15 protein-coding genes are annotated in these 18,607 nt (G+C 71.3%); 6 read left to right on the top strand and 9 right to left on the bottom strand.

What is annotated here, in order from left to right:
• Positions 1-97 precede the first annotated feature (97 nt).
• Positions 98-1,039, top strand: coding sequence for a hypothetical protein (locus AB0K10_RS12735; protein WP_363682770.1), 942 nt, complete (start codon positions 98-100; stop codon positions 1,037-1,039).
• Here AB0K10_RS12735 and rph read toward each other — a convergent pair.
• Entirely contained in the window at positions 1,030-3,666 is a 2,637-nt protein-coding gene (gene rph / locus AB0K10_RS12740; RefSeq protein WP_363682772.1) for a rifamycin-inactivating phosphotransferase, read from the bottom strand. The two genes, AB0K10_RS12735 and rph, sit on opposite strands and share 10 nt — an antisense overlap.
• A gap of 424 nt (positions 3,667-4,090) precedes the next feature.
• Here rph and AB0K10_RS12745 point away from each other — a divergent pair, with 424 nt between their 5' ends.
• Together AB0K10_RS12745 and AB0K10_RS12750 are read left to right on the top strand one after the other, a co-directional pair.
• Positions 4,091-4,672 carry an alpha/beta fold hydrolase gene (locus AB0K10_RS12745; protein ID WP_363682774.1) on the top strand — a complete coding sequence of 194 codons (582 nt, stop codon included), beginning with the start codon at positions 4,091-4,093 and terminating at the stop codon, positions 4,670-4,672.
• A 106-nt stretch (positions 4,673-4,778) separates the two neighbouring features.
• Positions 4,779-5,615 (top strand): alpha/beta hydrolase, encoded by an 837-nt coding sequence (locus AB0K10_RS12750; RefSeq protein WP_363682776.1) that lies wholly within the window; start codon positions 4,779-4,781, stop codon positions 5,613-5,615.
• Between the two features lie 36 nt (positions 5,616-5,651).
• Here the strand turns inward: AB0K10_RS12750 and AB0K10_RS12755 are convergent, their stop codons facing one another.
• Positions 5,652-6,365 (bottom strand): hypothetical protein, encoded by a 714-nt coding sequence (locus tag AB0K10_RS12755; RefSeq protein ID WP_363682778.1) that lies wholly within the window; start codon positions 6,363-6,365, stop codon positions 5,652-5,654.
• Positions 6,366-6,534: 169 nt separating this feature from the next.
• Positions 6,535-8,178: a lectin gene (locus AB0K10_RS12760; protein ID WP_363682780.1), complete on the bottom strand. Its 1,644-nt coding sequence runs from the start codon at positions 8,176-8,178 to the stop codon at positions 6,535-6,537.
• Positions 8,179-8,438: 260 nt separating this feature from the next.
• Between AB0K10_RS12760 and AB0K10_RS12765 the strand changes: the two genes are divergently transcribed.
• Positions 8,439-9,332, top strand: a complete 894-nt coding sequence (locus tag AB0K10_RS12765; protein ID WP_363682782.1) for an SGNH/GDSL hydrolase family protein — start codon at positions 8,439-8,441, stop codon at positions 9,330-9,332.
• 92 nt (positions 9,333-9,424) lie between these two features.
• Here the strand turns inward: AB0K10_RS12765 and AB0K10_RS12770 are convergent, their stop codons facing one another.
• The 3 genes from AB0K10_RS12770 to AB0K10_RS12780 all read right to left on the bottom strand — a co-directional run bounded on the left by AB0K10_RS12770 (position 9,425) and on the right by AB0K10_RS12780 (position 11,550).
• Entirely contained in the window at positions 9,425-10,570 is a 1,146-nt protein-coding gene (locus AB0K10_RS12770) for a DUF6596 domain-containing protein (RefSeq protein ID WP_363682949.1), read from the bottom strand.
• Positions 10,571-10,578: 8 nt separating this feature from the next.
• Positions 10,579-10,986 carry a YciI family protein gene (locus AB0K10_RS12775; protein ID WP_363682784.1) on the bottom strand — a complete coding sequence of 136 codons (408 nt, stop codon included), beginning with the start codon at positions 10,984-10,986 and terminating at the stop codon, positions 10,579-10,581.
• A 108-nt stretch (positions 10,987-11,094) separates the two neighbouring features.
• Positions 11,095-11,550, bottom strand: coding sequence for a hypothetical protein (locus AB0K10_RS12780; protein WP_363682786.1), 456 nt, complete (start codon positions 11,548-11,550; stop codon positions 11,095-11,097).
• A gap of 285 nt (positions 11,551-11,835) precedes the next feature.
• On the opposite strand from AB0K10_RS12780, the gene AB0K10_RS12785 reads away from it, so the two are divergent.
• Positions 11,836-14,667: a glycoside hydrolase N-terminal domain-containing protein gene (locus AB0K10_RS12785; protein ID WP_363682788.1), complete on the top strand. Its 2,832-nt coding sequence runs from the start codon at positions 11,836-11,838 to the stop codon at positions 14,665-14,667.
• A 75-nt stretch (positions 14,668-14,742) separates the two neighbouring features.
• On the opposite strand, the gene AB0K10_RS12790 is transcribed toward AB0K10_RS12785, so the two are convergent.
• Both AB0K10_RS12790 and AB0K10_RS12795 read right to left on the bottom strand, forming a co-directional pair.
• Positions 14,743-15,060 (bottom strand): hypothetical protein, encoded by a 318-nt coding sequence (locus AB0K10_RS12790; RefSeq protein ID WP_363682790.1) that lies wholly within the window; start codon positions 15,058-15,060, stop codon positions 14,743-14,745.
• A gap of 91 nt (positions 15,061-15,151) precedes the next feature.
• Positions 15,152-15,583, bottom strand: coding sequence for a hypothetical protein (locus tag AB0K10_RS12795; RefSeq protein ID WP_363682792.1), 432 nt, complete (start codon positions 15,581-15,583; stop codon positions 15,152-15,154).
• 230 nt (positions 15,584-15,813) lie between these two features.
• On the opposite strand from AB0K10_RS12795, the gene AB0K10_RS12800 reads away from it, so the two are divergent.
• On the top strand, positions 15,814-16,827 hold the full coding sequence (locus tag AB0K10_RS12800) for a LacI family DNA-binding transcriptional regulator (protein WP_363682794.1): 1,014 nt from the start codon (positions 15,814-15,816) through the stop codon (positions 16,825-16,827).
• A 50-nt stretch (positions 16,828-16,877) separates the two neighbouring features.
• Here AB0K10_RS12800 and AB0K10_RS12805 read toward each other — a convergent pair whose 3' ends face one another.
• Positions 16,878-18,590 carry a trehalase family glycosidase gene (locus tag AB0K10_RS12805; RefSeq protein ID WP_363682796.1) on the bottom strand — a complete coding sequence of 571 codons (1,713 nt, stop codon included), beginning with the start codon at positions 18,588-18,590 and terminating at the stop codon, positions 16,878-16,880.
• Between the last annotated feature and the right edge of the window lie 17 nt (positions 18,591-18,607).

Below are 18,607 nucleotides of genomic sequence, written 5' to 3' on the forward strand. Positions count from 1 at the left end.
CCACGCGCGGGAAACCGCAAGCAGGAAGACGACCGGCCGGTCCGCCGCGCGGAGAATCAGTCAGTGCATCCCGCCGTCACACCGGAAAGAGGCTGCCATGACCGCCACGCAGAGACCGGCCGTGCAGACCCCGATCGCCCCGATTCCGACACGCTCCGGCCGGCGCGGCGCGCTGATCGTGGGCAGTGTGCTGGCGGGAATCGCGCTTGCCCTGCTCTGGTCGTACCAGTTCGTCGACCAGACGATCGGTGACAACGTCGCCAACACCCTGCTGGGCCACGACGCGAAGGCGACAGCGATCGGGGGCACCGCGGCGGGCCTGCTGTTCGCGTTCGTCTCGGGGCTGGCGGGTACGTTCACGGCCTGCAACATCGCCATGGCCGCCTCCATCGGGCCGATGACACACGCCGGCGCCGGCGGCACACCGGCGGCGGGGCTGCGCTTCATGCTTCGGCCGGTGGGCCTGCTGGCGCTGGGCATGGTCGCCGTCTCCGCCACGTACGGGTTCGTCGGAGTCCTGCTCGGTGACTCGCTGCCGCAGCTGTCGACGGCGACGACCGCCAGCGGCATGCCCGTACGACTCGTGCAGTCCGTGGTGGTCTTCGGCCTGATCGGACTCGCGTTCATCTACCTCGGTCTCGCGGCTCTCGACAAGGTCCCCGATCCCTTCGCGCGCCGCCCGTTCGCCCGCGTCTTCGTGCTCGGCATGCTTGTCGGCGCCTTCCTGATCGGCCGGCCGTACCCGCTGTTCCACAAGCTCTTCCAGTGGGCCGCCGACAACGGCAACCCCCTCTACGGCGCCGCCGCCTTCGTGCTGCAGTCGCTGGGCAACATCGCGATCGTAGGCATCCTGTTCGCACTCGTCGTCCTCGTCACCCGTGGAGGGCTGATCCGCTGGCTGTCCGCGCGACCGGCACGTACCCTCGCGGTCACCGGCTCGCTGCTGCTCGCGCTGGGCGTCTTCACACTCGTCTACTGGACCGTCCGGGTGCCCGCGATGTTCGGCTACGGCTGGTTCCCCACGATGCCCTACAACTGAGCGCGACCGTCGACCTCGTCCGACAGGGGCAGGATCTCGACGTACCCGTCGGTGCCGTGCACGCGAATTCGCTGCCCGTCGCGGATCAGCCTGGTCGCGTCGGCCACCCCGACCACGGCGGGCAGTCCGTACTCCCGGGCGATGACCGCGCCGTGGGTCATGAGGCCGCCCACCTCCGTCACCAGGCCCTCGACCGCGACGAACAGCGGTGACCAGCTCGGGTCGGTGTAGGAGGTGACCAGGATGTCGCCGGGTTCGAGGTCCGCCTCGGCGATGTCCAGCAGGACGCGGGCTCGGCCCTCGACGACCCCGCCGGAGACTCCGAGACCGACAAGCGCGCCGGTCGGCACATCGTCGCGCCGGTACGCCCCGGCGATGGCCTCACCCTCCGAGGTGAGCACCCGGGGCGGCGTGAGCGTCTGGTGCCACCGGAACGCGTCCCTCCGCCGTGTGACGAGGTGGTCGTCGACCCGCTGGTGCGTCCGCACGACGTCGTGCAGCTCGGAGAAGGTGAGATAGGAGATGTCGCCCCTGTCGCGCAGCACACCGGCCCGCGTGAGGCGCTCCGCCTCGGCCAGCAGGGCCTGCTTGTAGACGAAGTAGCGGCTGATGATGGCGTACTTCGGATACTCCCGGTACCCGATGAAGGTGCGGACCCGGTCGATCATCCGCGCGCTCTCCTCGGCCTTCCGATCCCCGTCCGGCAGGGCTCGCAGCCGTTGCAGCAGCTCCTCGCGCTTCTGCTGCGCCTCCTGACGCCCCTGGGCGAAACGCCGCCCGGCGGCCCCCGGCTCGAGGAGCCTGATGTTGTCGAGGATCAGGGGCACGAGCGTGGTGGGGCGTTCGCTCCAGCGGGGTCTCGTGATGTCGATCTCGCCGACGCAGCGCATGCCGTACCTGTCGAGGTAGGCCCGGATGGCGTCGCGCGCCTGCGTCCCGCCCGCGAGCCTCGGCAGCTCGTCGAGGAAGCCGTCGTCGTCGACATCCTTGAGGAAGGCCACCACCTCCGGGTATGGGCGGATCACGTCCGCGACGTCGAGCAGCGCCAGGCCCATCTCCGACGTGATGTTGCCCGGTGCGGACAGGGTGAGGGTGTCGGCGGCGTTCCTTTCGCCCAGCCATTCCTCCAGATGCTCGTTGAGCCACCAGGTGGCCTGCATGCCCGCCATGATCGCCTGCATGCTCAGGGGATCACTGAGGAGACGCTTGTGCTCCTCGAACGCCTTCAGCAGGAAGTCGAACAGCGCGGGTCCGGTCACCGTCGCGATGTCGCGTCGCAGGGCGGCGAGCGACGCCTCGCTGCGCCCGATCAGCTCGGCGACGATCGCCGGGTCGTTCTCGATCGTGGTCGGGGCGCCGCTGAGCCGCGGAATATCGGGGCCGTCCTCCGCGAGCGTCGGTACGAAGTCGGGGCGGGCGAGGACGGTCTCCAACGCGTCCTTGGTCAACGGATCCGAGGTCTCCGCCATCCGGAGGAAGCCCACCCGGCTCGCAGGCGACGCCAGGAGCCGGGTGGCGTCGACGAACAACCTCCCGCCGGCCTCGTGCATCGGCGCCATGGCCGTCAGCCGCCACATGGAGAGCCCCAGGGGCTTCATGGCGTCGGTCATCATCTGCTGGTGGCCGACGGAGAGGTAGACGTGGTTCTCCCCGTCCCCGGCCGCTGTCGGAATGGGGAACAGCGTGGTGATCGGCCGGCTCTGCACGATCTCTACGTCACCGTCGACCAGGCACCATTCGATGTCCTGCGGGTGGCCGAAGTGCGCCTCGATCCGCCGACCCACCTCCACCAGCCGCAGGACCTGCGCGTCCGTCAGCGCCGGCTGCTCCTGTCGTTCCGGGCTGACCGCCTGTTTCGTGGTCCCGCCGTTCGGCAGTGCCGCGATGGCGAGACGCTTGGCGGCGATCGTCCTGTCGACGATCGCGCCGTCGCGCACCCGGTAGGCATCCGGGTTCACCAACCCGGAGACCAGGGCCTCGCCGAGGCCGAAGCTGGCCTCCACGGTGGCTACCTTCCGGTTGGACGTGACGGGATCGGCCGTGAACAGCACACCGGCCGCCTGCGCAAATGCCATCTTCTGCACGACGACGGCCAGGTGGACCGCGCGGTGGTCGATGCCGTTGCGCTGCCGGTAGGCCACGGCCCGCTCGGTGAAGAGCGACGCCCAGCACCGTCGAACGCCCGCGAGGATGGCCGTCGCGCCGGTGACGTTCAGGTACGTGTCCTGCTGGCCCGCGAAGGAGGCCGTCGCCAGGTCCTCCGCCGTGGCGCTGGATCGCACGGCGTAGGCGTCCTTCTCGCCGTACTGGCCGAGTGCCCGGGTGATGGCCGCCGCCACGTCGTCGGGCAGGGCGACCCCTTCGATGGTCCGGCGGATCTCCGCGCTGCTGGCGCGGATCGCCTCCCGGTCGTCCGGTTTCAGGCGCGACAGGTGGTCGAGCTGACCGTCGATCGAGGGCACGTCGGCCAGGACCCGTCGGAAGGCGTCAGTCGTCACGCAGAAGCCAGCCGGTACGCGGATCCCGTCGATCCGCGACAGCGCCCCCAGCCGGGCGCCCTTGCCGCCGACGATCGCGATCTGCGTCTCGTCGACCTCGTCGAGACCTCGCACATATTGGTCGATCATCGCGCCCCGTTCCTTCGTCCGTTCCGGTGTCCGGCGGACGATTCTGCGGCAAGACCCGGGTCTTGCGGCAAGACCCCTATTGCGATATACGTTAAAGTGGGAGCGGATATCAGCGGTGTTTTTCCCGCTGTGCACGGAACCGTTTCCTCTGATCCGTGCCTGGTCCTCGCCCGTGCGGCAGGCATTCCGGCACGTTCCCGCCGGCCCTCCACGGGCCGCGCGATCCCGTCGAAGCGCACTGCGGCAGCGCGGCTCGCATCCCCGTCGGCGCATGTCGCCGTGTCGACGCCGCTCGCATCGGGTATCGGCACCCGATCGGGCGAGCACGGTATCGGCATCCGATCGGGCGAGCACGGTATCGGCATCCGATCGGGCGAGCACGGTATCGGCATCCGATCGGGCGAGCACGCGAGAGGGGTCCGTCATGGCGACGACCGCGCAGGTCCTGTTCGTTCAGGGCGGTGGTGCCGGCACTCACGACGAGTGGGACAACAGGTTGTTCGACAGCCTGCGGCACGCGCTCGGGGACTCGTACGAGGTTCGTTACCCACGGATGCCCGACGAGGGTGACCCGAGCTACGCCGCCTGGAGCGCCGCCATTCGACGGGAGATCGCGGAGCTGGACGACGGCGCCGTCGTCGTGGGCCATTCGCTGGGAGGGGCGATTCTCGTCCACGCGCTCGCCGAGCGGCCACCCGAGCGGGACCTCGCGATGATCGTGCTGGTCGCCACGCCGTTCGTCGGGGCGGGCGGCTGGCCCGGCGACGAGTTCGAGTTGCCGCACGACCTCGGCGCCCGGCTGCCACGGGGCGTACCGGTGCGGGTGTTTCACGGGCTCGGGGACGAGACGGCGCCGCCGTCGCACGCGGACCTGTACGCGGGCGTCATCGGGCACGCGCGGGTGTACCGGCTGCCGGGGCGTGATCACCAACTGAACGACGACCTCGGCGAGGTGGCGGCGGTGATCAGGTTCGGCGACGACGCCGGTACACCGCCGCCGCGCTGAGCCCGCCTGTCAGTCGGGGCCAGCGGGTGCGTCCGACGTCACTTGACACGGTTGGCTAATCGCACTAGCTTAAAGCTAACGCAATTAGCCAACCGTGGAGGTTCCGATGACCGAGTACCTGACCGTCGATGGCGGCACCCTGGCGTACGAGGTGACCGGGGCCTCCGGGCCGCTCGTCGTCCTCGCCCACGGCATGGGTGACAGTCGTGAGGCGTACCGCTTCGTGGTGCCGCGCCTGGTGGCCGCCGGCTACCGAGTGGCCGCCGTCGACCTGCGGGGTTGCGGCGAGTCGAGCGCGCGGTGGCCCTCCTACAGCCGCACCGACATCGCCGGCGATCTGCTCGCGGTGATCCGTCACCTCGGCGGTCCGGCGGTGCTGGTCGGTCACTCGATCTCCGGCGGGGCCGCCACCATCGCCGCCGCCCAGGCGCCCGAGCTGATCACGGGCATCGTCGAGCTGGCCCCCTTCACCCGCAAGCAGTCGATCAAGCTGGGTGACCTGCGGGTCGCTCGCTACCGCAGGGGCATGGCCCGGCTGCTCGGCACCGGCCTGCTGGGCAGCGTGCCGCTCTGGCGCAGCTACCTCGACATCGCCTACCCCGCGCGGAAACCGGCCGACTGGACGGCCCGCACGGCCCGGATCGACGCCATGATGCGTGAGCCCGGCCGGATGGCGGCGATGCGCAAGATGGGCCAGTCGACGCCCGCCGACGCGGGGGCGCAACTGGGCAACGTCCGCTGCCCGGCCCTGATCGTCGAGGGCACGCTCGACCCGGACTGGGCCGACCCGCGGGCCGAGGGGGAGGCGATCGTGGCCGCGCTGCCGGCCGGGCTGGGCCAGCTCGAGGTCATCGAGGGCGCGGGTCACTACCCGCACGTGCAGTACCCCGACGAGACGGTGACCCTGCTGCTCGCCTTCCTGGGCGCGCACACCCGCGCCTAGGGCTGGCTCCGGAGCGCCCCGTCGACGCCGCCGCGGTCAGGCCAGCAACTGTTCCCGCATCCGCGCGCCCAGGTTGATCCGTCCCACCGCCCGCGGGCCTGCCGGATCGTGCACGTCCACTGTGTTGTTGCGACGCATCAGCGCACGGACCGGAGGCGGCAGCCGGGGCGGGTCGTCCATCGCGGCGAGGATCTGCGCGGCGCTCGTGATCAGTCGATCGGCCAGGGCGGCGGCGTCGGTGTCCACCCGCACCCGGCCGTACTCCCAGCCCGCGGTCGTGAGGTCGAGCACCTCGAACAGGTGGGTCACCAGCGGGTTCGGGTCGGTCACCCGCTCGAGCCGGGCCGCCCCGCTGCCGACCACCGCGACGGCGGCGGCCACCTGGGCGTACGGGTGGAAGCCACACGGCAAACCGAACAGCGGCCACCGCAGGCCGGGACCGGCCTCGGTCCACAGCGGCCGGTAGTTCTTCCGGTGTACCAGGAGCCGCCGGCCCGTCCGCCGGTGGATGTCCTGCGCCTGCGCCCGCAGATCCGTGTGCGCCTCGTCGGCGACCTGGTGCAGGATCCGCGCCGCGACCACCAGCCCGTCGTCGCCGCTCAGCATGCCGGTCGCCGCCTCGACCTGCGCGGGAAACGGAACCCGCGCGTGCGGGCCGTACCCGTGCTGGAGGTCGCGCAGCAGCGCCTGCTGCCGTCCCGGGTCGAGCTGGACCCGCCCGCCGCCCAGCAACCGCTGGAGCCAACGCATGTCGCCTCGTTTCAGCAGAGCCGCCCCGAACCGTGGCAATGCTATGCGTCGCACGTTGCACGTGTGGCGCAGGGGTGAGCGTGGCGCGGTGCGCGTCGGCCGGGCGACGCGGGGTCGATGCCCGCGTGTCGCCCGGCCGGCCACGCCCCCGGCTACCGGGGTTGATCGCTCAGCTGCGGCTCCACCGCTGGCTGGCCGCGCCGTTGCAGTCCCAGATCTGGGCGCGGGTGCCATTCGCCGTACCGTTGCCCACCAGGTCCAGGCAGCGGCCCGAGGCGACCGCCGTGATCGAGCCGTCGGCGTTGAAGCGCCACTGTTGGTTCGCCTGGCCGTGACAGTCCCAGATGATCACCGATGTCCCGTTGGCGGTGCCGGCGTTGAACACGTCGAGGCACTTGCCCCCGTAGACCCGCAGCTCCTGGGAGCTGGTCGACGTCCAGGACTGGTTGGCCTGGCCGTGGCAGTCCCAGATGATGGCGGTGGCGCCGTTGGTCTGGGACGCGCCGTTGACGTCCAGGCACCGGCCGGCGGACGTGCTGCGGATCGTTGACGTCGTGCTCGGCGGAGGAGTGCTCGGTGGGGGAGTGGTCGGCGGGGCGGTGGTCGGCGGAGGTGTGCCGCCGCCGGTGACCAGGAACATGGCGGCGCCGTGTGCCGGCACCGACGCGCTGATCGTGCCTGTCGACGTCGAGGTGGTGTGGGACCAGAGGTCACGCACGGTGTACGAGCCGGCGCTGCCGAGCCCGAGCGCGCTGGCCGTGGTGGACATCGTGGTCGTGCCGCTGCCGCGGTTGAGCAGGACGGTGGCCACCCCGCCGGTGGACATCGGCTTGCGCCAGACCTCCAGGTCGCCGCTGTCACTGATCTTGCGGCCCTGCTGACCGCCCCAGTCCTGGTTGACGGCGATCACGTCGGTGTTGGTCAGGATCGTGCGGGTGGCCGCCGACATGGTGCGGATGTCGTTGCCGGCCAGCAGCGGGGCGTTCAGCAGCGCCCAGAGGCTGAAGTGCGCCCGGGACTCGGTGTCGGTGGGGCCGTTGCCGACCTCCAGCATGTCCGGGTCGTTCCACGCGCCGGGCCGGGCGTACGACTCCTTGCCGACCTGCTGGTCGAGGATGCCCATGATGGAGTTCCAGTTACCACCGATGTCACCTGTGGTACGCCAGGAGTTGCCCACCCCCGCACCCCAGGTCCAGACGCTGTCCTGTCCCCAGCTGCACAGGCTGTAGAGGATCGGCCGGTTGGTGGCCGCGAGCGCGTCCCGCATGGCCGTGTAGCGCTGCTGCGCGCTCCGGCCGAGGTGGTCGCCGCAGTTGTCGTACTTGAGGTAGTCGATCCCCCAGGATGCCCAGAGGTTGGCGTCGCGTTGCTCGTAGTTGATGCTGGCCGGGTACCCGGCGCAGGTCAGGGTCCCGGCCGAGGAGTAGATGCCCAGCTTGAGGCCCTTGCCGTGGACGTAGTCGGCGAGGGCCTTCATGCCGCTCGGGAACTTCTGTGGATCGGCGACCAGGTCACCGCTGCCGTTGCGCTGCTTCGTGGACCAGCAGTCGTCGATGTTGACGTAGCGGTATCCCGCCGCTGCCATGCCGCTGGAGACAAGCGTGTCGGCCGTCTGCCGGATGAGCGACTCGTTGACGTTGCATCCGAACGAGTTCCAGTCGTTCCAGCCCATCTGCGGCGTGCGGGCCAGCCCGTTCTCCAACGCCTGCGCGGGCGCGGTGGTGGTGAGCACCACCGCGCCGCTGACCACCGCGGTGCCGAGGGTGGCGGCGAGGAGCGCGGGGAGCAGCAGGGCGATTCTTCGTTTGAGCACGTGTACTCCTTGCGGGTGGTCGGTGGCGAGGCCCACAGGAGCCAACGGCATAGATCGATGCCAATTTAACTCGTACGACATATGACGTCAACGTCGCCGGCATCCGGCGTGGACCGCGAGGGCCGTCGGGGCCGACCGCGCAGCCCTCGTGGCCCACACCGTGGGACGATATTTAGTGAGGACTGTCTATATTGACGGCGCATGGCGACGGCGACAGGATCTCGACACCACCGCCACCGCGATCTCCCCTGGGAGGCGTCATGCCCCGTCCCCGCCTGCCGCTCCTGCGGGCAGCCACCCGACTCGCCGCGCTCACCGCGGCCACCGCCGGTGTGCTGCTCGCCGTCGCCGCACCCGCCAGCGCCGCGGTCCCCTCCGGCCGCTACGTCGCGCTGGGCGACTCGTACACCGCCGGTCCGCTGATCCCCAGTCAGGTCGACCTGAACTGCCTGCGGTCCAACCGCAACTATCCCTCACTGGTGGCCGCGTCCGCCGGCTCGGCGTCGTTCGCCGACGTGAGCTGCTCCGGGGCCACCACCGACGACATCCTCTACGGCGGCAGCGGCCAGCTGGGCATCACGGTGCCACCGCAGCTCAACGCGGTCACGTCGAGCACGGCGCTGGTGACGGTGCAGATCGGCGGCAACGACATCGGCTTCTCCGGCATCATCGGCGAATGCGCCCAGGCCAGCCTCAGCAGTCCCCTCGGATCACCGTGCAAGAACCGGTACACCGCCGGCGGCACGGACCAGCTGCAGGCCCGGATCGCGGCCACCGTTCCGAAGGTGACCACAGTGCTCCAGGCGATCCGCCGCGCCGCGCCGAGCGCGCGGGTCGTGGTGCTGGGGTATCCGGCGATCCTGCCGGACAGCGGGTACGGCTGCTGGCCGGTGGTCCCGATCGCCTACCAGGACGTGCCCTACCTGCGCACCATCGAGAAGTCGCTCAACGCCATGCTGGCCGGCGCGGCGGCGGCGAACGGCGCCACCTACGCCGACGTCTACACCCCGTCGATCGGTCGCGACGCGTGCAAGAGCAGCGGCACCCGGTGGGTCGAGGGGCTGGTGCCGCAGAACTCGGCCGCGCCCTTCCACCCCAACGCGCGCGGTGAGCAGGGTATGAGCAGCGCGCTGCTCGCCACCCTGAACAGCTGACCGAACACGTCCGCTCGGGCCGGCCCCGCCGCACCAGGTGGCGGGGCCGGCAGGTCAACCCGTGGCACGCGCCAGCGCGCTCGGCGTGAGCCTCACCGCTGCCGGCGAGCGTTGAGCCGAGCGGCCTGGCGCGTCAGGTGGTCGCGCTCGGCGAGGTTGGGGGCCCGGTGGGCCGCCTCGCCGTACAGGCGCGCCGCCCTCGCGAGGTCGCCGTCACGTTCGTGCAGGTACGCCGCCACCGCCGTGTGGCGGGGCAGTGAGTCGTCCAGCGCCGCGAGCGCCGCCAGGCCGGCCCGGGCGCCATCGGCCTCGCCGACGGCCACCGCCCGGTTGAGCCGGACGACAGGGCTGTCGGTCAGGCGCGCCAGCTCGTCGTACCACTCGACGATCTGCACCCAGTCGGTCTCCTCGGCGGTGGGCGCGTCGGCGTGGAGCGCGGCGATGGCGGCCTGGGCCTGAAACTCGCCCAGGCGGTCGCGGGCCAGGGCGGCCTGGAGGATGTCCACGCCCTCGGCGATGACCGTGGTGTCCCACCGGCCACGGTCCTGCTCGGCGAGCGGCACCAGGCTGCCGTCGGGCGCGGTCCGGCTGGCCCGGCGGGCGTGGTGCAGCAGCATGAGGGCGAGCAGCCCGGCCACCTCGGGGTGGTCGATCGCGGCGGTGAGCTGCCGGGTGAGCCGGATGGCCTCGGCGGCGAGGTCGACGTCACCCGTGTAGCCCTCGTTGAAGACCAGGTAGAGGACGCGCAGCACGGTGCCGACGTCGCCGGGCTGGTCGAACCGTACCGCCGAGACTGTGCGTTTGGCCCGGCTGATGCGTTGTGCCATGGTCGCCTCGGGCACCAGGTAGGCGTGGGCGATCTGGCGGGTGGTCAGCCCTCCGACGGCGCGGAGTGTGAGCGCGACGGCGGACGACGGCGTCAGCGACGGGTGGGCGCAGAGAAAGTAGAGCTGCAGGGTGTCGTCCACCCCGGGCGCAGGCCCCGGCGCCGGCTCCTCGTCGACGAGGTCCTCACGACGGCGCCGGGCGGCGTCGGCCCTGGTGGCGTCCAGGAACCGGCGCCAGGCCACGCTGATCAGCCAGCCCTTCGGGTCCCGTGGCGGGTCGGCCGGCCAGACGCGGACGGCCTCGACAAGCGCGTCCTGCACGGCGTCCTCGGCCGCCGCGAAGTCAGCTCCGCGGCGGACGAGGATCCCGAGCACAGCCGGCGTGAGACTCCGGAGCAGTGCCTCGTTCATCGCCGAGGTCACTCCGCGATGGTGGGCGGCTCGGTCAGGAAGGGGCGCACCTCGAGCCACTCGTGGATCGGCTTCCCGCCCGCCCCCGGAGCGGCCGACAGTTCCCCCGCCAGCTCGACGGCGCGTTCGTAGCTGTCGACGTCGATCACCATCCAGCCGGCGATGAGGTCCTTGGTCTCGGCGAACGGGCCGTCGGTGACCGGTGGGCGCCCGGGGCCGTCGTAGCGGACCCACGCTCCCTCGGGGGCGAGCGCCTGACCCTCGATGTACTCGCCGGTCTTCTCCAACTGGGCGGCGAAGTCGCGCATGTACTGCATGTGCGCCGAGATCTCCTCCGGCGTCCACCGGTCCATCGGTACGTCGTTGACCGCGGCCGGACCGCCGCGGTAGTGCTTCAGCAGCAGGTACTTCGCCATCGTCGTGTTCCTCCTCGCTGGTGTGACCCGTTCCGGTCACGTTCACCTCGGAGACGGAGCCGCGCGCCGATTCTCGACATCACCGCCAAAAAAAATACCGGTCCGCGCTCAGTCGGTAGGCCGTGCCGCCGGACGGTAGTCGAACCAGTCGAAGGCGGCGCTGCCCTCGGTGACGTACAGGCCGATGACCCGGCCGGTGAAGCCGCCGGCGACCTCGGTGGACAGGTAGCGCCCGTCGAGCTCGGCCAGCAGGACGCGACCCTCGGGGGTCTCCACCTCGAACGCGACCATGTCGGAGGTGGCGGGGCGTACGCCGAAGGGTTCGTCCGCGGCCGTGAGGTCCGCCGCGGAGGTCACGGTCGGCGGGTAGAGGTCGTCGGTCGGGGTGGTGACCGTCAGGACCAGCGGGCCAGCGGGTACGTCGAGGGACGCGAAGACCTGCCCGAACGGCCCGACGCGGCCGACGACGCGGACGGCGCCGGCCTGCACCTCCAGGTCGTAGTGGTGCGCCTCGCGACCGGGCGGGGACCCCCGAGGGGTGCTGGCGGGAAACATCGCCGCCATGTCTTGACGGCTGGCCTTGCCATCTACGAAGGTCTATAGAGGGTGAGATGGCGCGCCGCCGGGAGCTCGGCGCACCGGTCTCCGGCTGTGAAGCGTCAGTGCAGGGTGCGGCCGGGCAGCACTGTTAACGCTAACAGCGTGGGGTGCCCGCACACGACCGACGGCGTCTCCTTCGAGACCGCGAACGGCGCGCGTCCACGACATTCGACTTCCTGGGGCGGTGGCCCGGCAACGGGCACCTCCCTCCTCTGCCTGCGCCTCTGAGCTGCGCTGAATGGAGAAACCATGCCCGACGTGACACGAAGGAACGTGCTGAGGGCCGGTGCCGCGGGCGCCGGAGCCGCCCTGCTGCCGGTCGCGTGGTCCGCCGTCGCCCGCGCCGGCTCGGTGGCGCCGCCGCAGGTGCTCGCCGCCGGCGACCTCGCCCTGTGGTACGACGAACCCGCCGGCACCGACTGGCTACGCGCGCTGCCGATCGGCAACGGCAGGCTGGGCGCGATGGTGTTCGGCAACGTCGACACCGAACGGTTGCAGCTCAACGAGGACACCATCTGGGCCGGCGGCCCGTACGACTCCGCCAACACCCGTGGCGCGGCCAACCTCGCCGAGATCCGGCGACGGGTCTTCGCCGACCAGTGGACCCAGGCGCAGGACCTGATCAACCAGACGATGATGGGCAACCCGGGCGGCCAGCTCGCCTACCAGCCGGTGGGCAACCTCCGGCTCGCCTTCGGGTCCGCCAGCGGCGCCTCCCAGTACAACCGGACACTCGACCTCACCACCGCCACCGTCACCACGACGTACGTGCTGAACGGCATCCGGTACCAGCGTGAGTCGTTCGCCAGCGCGCCCGACCAGGTGATCGTGATCCGGCTGACCGCCGACCGGGCCGGCTCGATAACGTTCAACGCGACCTTCGACAGCCCACAGCGGACGACGGTGTCGAGCCCCGACGCCGCCACCATCGGCATCGACGGCATCTCCGGCGCCATGGAGGGCGTCAACGGGTCGGTGCGCTTCCTCGCCCTGGCCCAGGCCGTCGCGACGGGCGGCACGGTCAGCAGCTCCGGCGGAACCCTGCGCGTCTCCGGCGCCACGAGCGTGACAGTGCTGATCTCGATCGGTTCCAGCTACGTCAACTACCGCGTCGTCAACGGCGACTATCAGGGCATCGCGCGCACCCGACTCAACGCCGCCCGCGCCGTCGCCTTCGACCAGCTGCGCAGTCGCCATCTCGCCGATTACCAGGCCCTGTTCAACAGGGTGACCATCGACCTGGGGCGTACGGCCGCCGCCGACCAGCCGACCGACGTGCGGATCGCCCAACACGCGAGCACCAACGACCCGCAGTTCTCCGCCCTGCTGTTCCAGTACGGCAGGTACCTGCTGATCTCCTCCTCGCGACCGGGCACGCAACCGGCGAACCTGCAGGGCATCTGGAACGACTCGATGACCCCGCCGTGGGATTCGAAGTACACCATCAACGCCAACCTGCCGATGAACTACTGGCCCGCCGACACGACGAACCTGCCCGAGTGCTTCCTGCCGGTCTTCGACATGGTCCGGGACCTCACGGTGACCGGCGCGCGCGTCGCCCAGGCGCAGTACGGCGCCGGTGGCTGGGTCACACACCACAACACCGACGGGTGGCGGGGCGCCTCGGTCGTCGACGGGGCGCTGTGGGGCATGTGGCAGACCGGCGGGGCCTGGCTGTCCACCCTCATCTGGGAGCACTACCTGTTCACCGGCGACGTCGGCTTCCTCCAGGCCAACTACCCGGCTCTCAAGGGCGCGGCCCAGTTCTTCCTCGACACCCTTGTCGCCCACCCGACGCTCGGATACCTGGTCACGAACCCGTCGAACTCGCCGGAGCTGCCGCACCACTCGAACGCCAGCGTCTGCGCGGGTCCCACGATGGACAACCAGATTCTGCGCGACCTGTTCGACGCGGTGGCCCGGGCCGGCGAGGTGCTCGGCGTCGACGCCACGTTCCGCTCTCAGGTGCGGACGGCCCGGGACCGGCTCGCGCCCACACGTGTCGGCTCCCGGGGCAACGTCCAGGAGTGGCTCGCCGACTGGGTCGAGACCGAGCGCAACCACCGACACGTCTCACACCTGTACGGCCTGCATCCCAGTAACCAGATCACCAAGCGCGGCACTCCGGCGCTGTACGAGGCCGCGCGCCGGACGCTGGAGCTGCGGGGCGACGACGGGACCGGCTGGTCCCTCGCCTGGAAGATCAACTATTGGGCTCGGCTGGAGGACGCCACCCGCGCCCACAAGCTCCTGAAGGACCTGGTGCGGACCGACCGGCTCGCGCCGAACATGTTCGACCTGCATCCCCCGTTCCAGATCGACGGCAACTTCGGCGCCACCTCCGGCATCGCCGAGATGGTGCTGCACAGCCACACGGGCGAACTGCACCTGCTGCCGGCGCTGCCCAGCGGGTGGCCCACCGGCCAGGTCGCGGGCCTGCGTGGTCGGGGCGGATACACCGTCGGCGTGCGCTGGACCAGCGGGCAGGCCGACGAGATCAGCGTCCGTGCCGACCGGGACGGCACGCTACGTCTGCGCGCCCGGCTCTTCACCGGTTCGTTCACCCTCGTCGACGCCACCGACGACAGCACACCGTCCACCACCCGACCGGAGACCGATGTCGTCCAGTTCGCCGTCCGCGCCGGGCACACCTACCGCGCCGCGCGCCCCGGTGTGACCCCGTCGCCGACGCTGAGCAGCACGCCGACGCCCACGCCCACGGTCACCCCCACCCTGAGCCCGACGCCGACGCCGACGGTGACGAGCACGCCCTCACCGTCCGGCGCGCGGGCGACGTACACGGTGACGAGTTCGTGGTCGGGCGGCTTCCAGGGCGAGGTCACCGTGACCGCCGGCGCGGCCCCGACCCGTGGTTGGACCGTCTCCTGGACCTTCCCCAACGGGCAGGTGATCAGCCAGATCTGGAGCGGCGCGCACACACAGAGCGGCGCGAACGTGCGGGTGACGAACGTCGACTACAACGGGTCGCTGCCGGCCGGTGGCTCCACGACGTTCGGCTTCATCGCCTCCACGACCGGCGTCAACAACCCGCCCACCGACATCACCTGCACGACGACCTGACCCGGCGCGTCTCCCGCCTCTGCTCCAGCCCGCCGCCGGCCCGGTGGCGGGCTGGACGGCCGGTGTCCGGGTGCGTCAGCTACCACCCTCCTCAGCGCCCGTCGGCCCGGCCCGCCTCCGCCACCGATGGTGACGCCACACGGCGACCCCGCACGCCACCGCGACGAGCAGCGCGGCGGCGCCCTTCCACGCGCGCTCGAACCACTGTCGGTCGACGCCGAACGCCGCGTCGCCGGCGGCCATGAGCCACAGCCCCACCCACGCCCACTGCCAGCCGCGTGGCCAGGAGAAGGAATCCGGCGGGCTGGTGCACGCGCCGACCACGATGAACGCGGCGCCGCCGACGACCATCAGCGGTACGCAGATGTGCGAGACGACCTCCCAGAGCGACACGTGTCGATCATCGCCGGTGGGCGCAAGCGGCACCAGAGTGCTCGCCAGCGGATCGGGCCGCCGCCCGCGAACGACCGGGTCGGGGCGATGCTCAGGAGATCGCGGCCCGCACCAGCTCGACGACCCGCTTCTCCACCTCGGGACTCCACGTCCGCAGCGCGTACGCCACCGGCCAGAGGTCGCCGTCGTCGAGGGTGGCCGTGTCCTGGAAGCCCAGCGTCGAGTACCGGTAGTTGAACTTGCCGGAGTCCTGGAAGAAGACGACGATCTTGTCGGCCGCGTTCGCGTAGGCGGGCATCCCGTACCAGGTCTTCGGCGACAGCCCGGGTGCGGCGGTGGTCACCGCCACGTGCACACGCTCGGCGAGCGCGCGATCGTCGGGGGCCATCTGCGCGATCCGGTCGAGGACCGCCTGCAACCCGTCTGCCCTCTTGGCGCCCTTCTTGCCCTCGGCGCGCAGCTCGGCCGCACGCTCTTTCATCGCCGCGCGCTCCTCGGCGCTGAAGCCGTCGGACTCGGTCATGGTGTGCTCCCTCTCGATCTTTCCTCGGCCCGGCGTGGTGCCGGCTACCTGGGAAAAGGCTAGGCCTGGGTGACGACAGGTGCTTCTTGATTCCTGACCGGGTCGGAGGCCGGCCGACCGGGCGAGCCGACCCGGTCGGGCGGGGCGTCCGGGTGCCGCCGCCGAGCGCTTATGCTCAACCGGAGCTGGGCGCGTCCCCGTCGGGGCAGGGAACGATTCGAGGGCGGCGTATGAACATCGGGGAGATCGCCCGGCGGGCCGGGGTGTCCCGCAGCACCGTGTCGTACGTGCTGAGCGGCAAGCGGACCGTCTCGGAGGCGACCCGACAGCGGATCCAGGCGGTCATCGACGAGCTGGACTACCGGCCGAACGCCAGCGCCCGCGCCCTGAAGGAGGGGCGTACCCGCACCCTCGGGCTGGTGATCCCACCGGCGAGCCAGCGGTTGACCGACATGCAGTTGGGCTTCGTCGCCAGCGTCGTCGAGGCCGCCGCCCGCCACGATCTGGATGTGCTGCTGTCCCCGTCCGGTGGCGACCACGACCGGTCGTTCGAGCGGATCGTCAGCGGGCGCCGGGTGGACGGTGTCGTCCTCATGGAGATCCGGTTGGAGGACGACCGGGTCACGCGGCTGGCCAGAACGGGGCTGCCGTTCGTCACGATCGGCCGGACGGCCGAAGCGCACGGCATGAGCTGGGTCGACATCGACTACGCCGGTCTGATCGCGCGCTGCGTGCACCACCTGGCCGACCTGGGGCATCGGCACGTGGCGCTTGTCAACCGCTCCGCCGAGCTGGTGGCGGCGGGTTACGGGCCGAGCCACCGCGCGCTCACCGGTTTTCAGACGGCGGTGGCGGAACGGGGTCTGACCGGCGTGGACGTCTGCTGCGGCGACGACACGGCCTCCGGCGAGGCGTGCGTGGAGCAGTTGCTCGGGACACATCCGGAGGTCACGGCGGTGGCCACCATCAACGAGGCGGCGCTGCCCGGGATGCAGCGCGCGCTGACCGGCGCCGGGCTGTCCGTACCTGCCGACTTCTCCGTCACCGGGGTCGCCGCCCAGCACTGGGCGGAGGACTTCCGCCCGCCGCTGACCGCCGCGGACGTCCCCATGCGCGACATGGGCGCCGAGGCGGTGGCGCTGCTGCTGGAGATCATCGCCGCCCCCGAGAGCGTGCCGCGGCACCGCCTGTACAGCCCGCCCATCTCGCTGCGGTCCAGCACCGGTCCGGTCCGGACGCGCTGACCCTTTGACCGGCGCGGGCCCCGGGGGTCGGTGAGGCCCGCGCCGGCCGCCTATCGCCGCGCGGCTCGGCGCTCCTCCTGAGCTGCCGCGAGGATGAGGTAGCTGCTGGCCGTCCAGGTGTACGCGCGGTCCCGCAACCCGGCGCCGGTCTCGGCGTCGAAGTTCTCCGCGAAACCGGACTTCTCGCACAGCGCGAGGAAGCGCTGGCTGATGTCGTCGGCGATCCCGGTGTGCCCGGCCCGCCGCAGACCGTCCTCGACCAGCACGGTGGAGGGCGCCCAGATCGGCCCCCGCCAGTAGCCGTCGGCGAGGTAGTGGGCCGAGTCCGTCGGCTCGGTGGCCAGCCCGTGCGTGGTGAGGTGGGTCTCGACGTCCCGGGCCAGCGCGTCGGCGATCGGAGCGGGTAGGTCGGCGCCGAGGGCGACGGGCATGAGGTCGAGCAGACTGCGGCTTGTCCGCTGCTGCCCGGTGTGCGGGCTGCGGGCGGTGAAGCGCTTGCCGTCCCACAGCTGGCCGAGCATCGCCGTGTGGATCCGGTCGGCCTCCCGGGACCACCTGTCGGCGGGTTCGCCCAGCTCGGTGGCGAGGTCGGCCAGGCAGCGTAGCTGGGACACCAGGAACGCGGCCAGGTCGGCGGTCTGCAGGACGCGGTTGTCGTCGAACGTGGTGGCGTTGTCCCATCCACTGTCGTTGCCGTGCTGGTAGTGCGGCAGGTCCTGGCCGGGCGCGCGGCGCGCGTCGAGCCAGAACCCGGTCCAGCGAGCCAGCCTGTCGTACGTCCGGGCGAGCTCCGCGGGGTCCGGTGGCTGGGGAAGCCGCTGGCGCAGGTGGCGCAGGGCCCAGCCGTGGATGGGGGGCTTGACGTAGTTGTGCAGGACCTCCGAGTGGGTGACCGAGTCGGGCAGGGCGCCCGCGCCGTCCTGGTGGTCGAAGGGCAGTTGGAACTGGTGCCAGGCCAGCTCCGGTTCGCCGGCCGCGAGCGCGATCGCGTTGAAGCAGTGGTCCCAGCTCCACACCTTGTCCATCCAGTGCTTGGACATCAGGACGGCGGGCCGGGTGACGAAGCCCGCCGGGGCGACGGTGGCGGACCACAACACGTAGGCGGCCAGTTCGGCGGCCGGGGTGTCCGCGCTGCGCCAGGGCGCGACCGCGTCGACGAACGCGGCGAACTCGGCGCTGCGGTCGCGGCACACCTGGTCGAAGGGGACGGCGACGGCGTACGGCCGGCGGGCTGTGGCGTACTCCTCGATGGCGATCTCCCAGGGTTGGTCGCCGGGGAGGTCCAGGAAGCGGTCGGCGGCGCCGAGCGCCTCGACGCCGTCGGTGCGGCGCAGCCCGCCGGAGAGCACCGTCACCCGGTAGCGGCGCCCGGTCTCGTACGAGGTGAACACGTGTGACCCGTCGACCGGGTCGAGGTAGAGGTAGGTGCCACTGAACGGGGTGAGGGTGTCCGCGGCCGCCGCGATGCGCAGGCCGAGCTGCCGGCCCCGCAGCCGCAGGGTGTCCGGTCCGTCGTAGACGGCGTCGATCCGACCGGTACCGGCATGCCAGGTGAGCAGCGCGGGCGTGGCGACGACTGTGGTGCCGGCGGCCGTGGGGGAGAGGCGCAGCACCGGGTGCAGCCCGGTCTGGTGCGACACCAGGTGCAGGTCGTCGGCGTACGTCTTCTCGGCGACCACCGGGGAGATGTTGAGCCAGGATCCTCGGTAGCTGAACGGGATGTCCTGGATTCCGAACTCCGGACCGGACGGGGCGACGGTCATGGGTGGCGGTTGCCTTT

The organism is Micromonospora sp. NPDC049274, from assembly GCF_040678875.1.
Taxonomy (GTDB): Bacteria; Actinomycetota; Actinomycetes; order Mycobacteriales; family Micromonosporaceae; genus Micromonospora.

What these genes read in the sequence shown, in the direction of transcription:
- AB0K10_RS12735 (WP_363682770.1), top strand. Translation starts at nt 98, where the DNA reads ATGACCGCCACGCAGAGACCGGCCGTGCAGACCCCGATCGCCCCGATT.
- rph (WP_363682772.1), bottom strand. Translation starts at nt 3,666, where the DNA reads ATGATCGACCAATATGTGCGAGGTCTCGACGAGGTCGACGAGACGCAG.
- AB0K10_RS12745 (WP_363682774.1), top strand. Translation starts at nt 4,091, where the DNA reads ATGGCGACGACCGCGCAGGTCCTGTTCGTTCAGGGCGGTGGTGCCGGC.
- AB0K10_RS12750 (WP_363682776.1), top strand. Translation starts at nt 4,779, where the DNA reads ATGACCGAGTACCTGACCGTCGATGGCGGCACCCTGGCGTACGAGGTG.
- AB0K10_RS12755 (WP_363682778.1), bottom strand. Translation starts at nt 6,365, where the DNA reads ATGCGTTGGCTCCAGCGGTTGCTGGGCGGCGGGCGGGTCCAGCTCGAC.
- AB0K10_RS12765 (WP_363682782.1), top strand. Translation starts at nt 8,439, where the DNA reads ATGCCCCGTCCCCGCCTGCCGCTCCTGCGGGCAGCCACCCGACTCGCC.
- AB0K10_RS12770 (WP_363682949.1), bottom strand. Translation starts at nt 10,570, where the DNA reads ATGAACGAGGCACTGCTCCGGAGTCTCACGCCGGCTGTGCTCGGGATC.
- AB0K10_RS12775 (WP_363682784.1), bottom strand. Translation starts at nt 10,986, where the DNA reads ATGGCGAAGTACCTGCTGCTGAAGCACTACCGCGGCGGTCCGGCCGCG.
- AB0K10_RS12780 (WP_363682786.1), bottom strand. Translation starts at nt 11,550, where the DNA reads ATGGCGGCGATGTTTCCCGCCAGCACCCCTCGGGGGTCCCCGCCCGGT.
- AB0K10_RS12785 (WP_363682788.1), top strand. Translation starts at nt 11,836, where the DNA reads ATGCCCGACGTGACACGAAGGAACGTGCTGAGGGCCGGTGCCGCGGGC.
- AB0K10_RS12795 (WP_363682792.1), bottom strand. Translation starts at nt 15,583, where the DNA reads ATGACCGAGTCCGACGGCTTCAGCGCCGAGGAGCGCGCGGCGATGAAA.
- AB0K10_RS12800 (WP_363682794.1), top strand. Translation starts at nt 15,814, where the DNA reads ATGAACATCGGGGAGATCGCCCGGCGGGCCGGGGTGTCCCGCAGCACC.
- AB0K10_RS12805 (WP_363682796.1), bottom strand. Translation starts at nt 18,590, where the DNA reads ATGACCGTCGCCCCGTCCGGTCCGGAGTTCGGAATCCAGGACATCCCG.